At 79.5% G+C, this 2,509-nt stretch carries 1 protein-coding gene and 1 pseudogene; both read left to right on the top strand.

Annotation, left to right across the window (positions count from 1 at the left end):
* Nucleotides 1-1,519 (top strand): AAA family ATPase (locus AB0J52_RS36045; RefSeq protein WP_500187395.1); only part of this gene is annotated, 1,519 nt, incomplete at its 5' end.
* Between the two features lie 274 nt (nt 1,520-1,793).
* Nucleotides 1,794-2,509 (top strand): annotated as a pseudogene (locus AB0J52_RS36050) (hypothetical protein); the annotation flags it as partial.

Raw genomic sequence — 2,509 nt, forward strand, 5'->3', positions numbered from 1 at the left:
GCGGCGCGGCCGCGCCGTGGTGGGGGCGCTGCTGGCGGAGGCCGCCGTGCGCGGCCACACCGTCACGCCGCTGGCCGACGTCCTGACGGCGCTGGAGAAGGAGCGCGTCGCCGACCCCCGCCGGGCCGTCGAGGACGCGCTCGACGAGGGCGAGGTGCTCGGCCTCACCGAGGAGCCGGAGTTCGACGAGGAGTCGTTCGACGAGGACGCCGACCTGCCCGAGCCCGAGGAGTCGCTCGGCCTCGCCCGGTGGGCGCTGGGCGAGGAGGCCGCGGCCGAGGGGTTCCAGCGGCTCAACGCGACCGCCGGTCCGCTGCTGGACGACGCCGCGGTCAAGGAGCTGCGCTCCGGCCTGCCCGAGGACCGCTCGCTCGCCTTCACCGCCGCGCTGCGCACCGGCGTGACCGTCTGGCGCGGCACCGGCGGCGACCTCGCCGAGACGGCGGCCGGCCTCGTCGCGGCCGCCGCCGCGCGGGGCGTCCGGGCCGCGCTGGTCACCCCGACCGACCGCGCCGCCGCCGACCTCGCCGCCGCGCACCCCGACCTGCCGGCGGGCGCCGCGGTCGGCCTCCACCGGCTGCTGGACCCGGCGGACGAGCCGGGCACGGCCCCGGGCTCGGTGCTGTACCGGCGCGGCGACCAGCGTCCCTTCGAGCTGGACCTGCTCGTCCTGCCGGACGCGTCGGGCCTGGACGTCGAGTTGTGCGGGGTGCTGGTGGAGGCGTGCCCGGACGGCGCGCACCTGGTGCTCGGCGGGGAGCCGGGCGCGGCCCCGCCCGCCGCGCCGGGCCGCGTCCTGGAGGACCTGGAGGCGTCCGAGACCGTCCCGGTGGTGGAGCTCGACCCGCCGGCGTCCGGCGGGCCGCTGGACGAGCTGACGGCGGCGGTCCGGGGCGGCGCGCTGCCCGCGGTGGCCGCGCCGAACAAGGAGGTCGTGATCGTCCCGGCGATGGGCGAGGAGGAGGCGGTGCACCGGGCGGTGCAGCTGGTCACCGACTCGATCCCGCGCGTGCTGGACATCCCGGCCGCCGAGGTGCAGGTCGTGGCGCTGGCCCCGGCGGGCCCGGCGGCCGCGGGCGCGCTGAACGCGGCGCTCAAGGAGCGGCTGAACCCGGGCCCTGGCCGGTTCGGCGGCTTCGACGTCGGTGACCGGGTCGTGGTCGCCGCGCCGCTCCCGCAGGCCGCCGTCGGTGAGTCCGGCCTGGTCGAGGCGGCCGGGCCGGAGGGCCTGACCGTCGGGTTCGCAGGCGGGCAGGCCGTGGTGCCGCCGGCGTCGGCGGCGCGGCTGCGGCACGGCTGGGCGCTGCCGCTGGCGCTCGCGCGCGGGACCCGCCGCGACGCGGTCGTGGCCGTGGTCGCCGGGTCGGCGCTGTCGCGGCCCGCGGTGGCGACCGCGTTCGGCCTCGCCCGGCGGCATCTGTCGGTGGTGCAGGCGGCCGGACCCGGCCTCGCCCGGGCCGTCCGGGAGACCGGCGCGCCCGAGCGCCGCACCCGGCTGGCACGCCTGGTCGTGGGCTGACGCGGGAGCCGTTCTCTCGGCCCCGACACCCTCCGGCTCCCGGTGGGTGTCGGGGCCGTCCTGCGTGCGGGCTCGGGCCGCCGCGGGCCGTGTCGCCGGGGCGTCCCGGGGCTCGGCGACTTTGCCGGGACGAGGGAAACCGTCGTGTCGGTGTTTACCGGAGAGGCGCGGTAAGGCACGATTCGATCACGAAGGCGCGAACCCGGTGCGATCGCCCGGCCGGGGCGGCTCGGACGAGCCCGCCCGGCCCGGGCGGCGACAGCGAAGGAGTGACATGCCCCAGCAGCGACGCCTCCGGCGGATCGGGTCCGCGGCGACGGCCGTCTCGGCCACGGCCCTGGTCATGACCGTGCTCGGCGCCCCGGCCGCGTTCGCCGGGACGACGGCCGCGAGCGCCGCCAAGCCGTGCAAGAAGGGCACCGACCCGGCCACCACGCTCGACAACTGGAAGTGCCAGCTCGACAACCTGCGCGACCGGGTCGACCACCACAACACCCCGTCGCCGTCCCCGACCAAGACCAAGGCGCCCGCCAAGCCCGGCAAGAAGCCCGCCGGGGACGGCTCCGGCGACCACGGCGGCGGTAAGGGCGGCGGGGGCGGAGGCAAGGGCGGCGGAGCCCCCGGCAACACGGGCGGCGGCCCGAGGGTGAGCGTGCCGAGCGGCTCCGGGCCGTCGGTGATGAGCGACCAGGCGCCGCAGCCGTTCGCGACCGCCGCGCCGACCGGCTCGCAGTCGAACCTGCCGGGACTGCTCCCGCCGCAGGTCGCCGGTCCGGACACGGTCCAGCCGGGCGCGGCGCCGGTCCCGCAGACGCGCCTGGTGGCCCCGGTCGCCGCGTCCGAGCGGACCGAGGGCGACCGGATGCTGTGGGTGGCCGGGTCCGCCGCGGTCGTCGGCGCGGGCGCCGCGCGGAACATCAGCCCCCACGGACCCCCGATGCGGCCCCGCCCGCGCCGCCGCGGTCCGCGCGCCGCGCCCCCGCCGCCCCC

The organism is Spirillospora sp. NPDC049652 (genome assembly GCF_040675125.1).
Classification (GTDB): domain Bacteria; phylum Actinomycetota; class Actinomycetes; order Streptosporangiales; family Streptosporangiaceae; genus Spirillospora.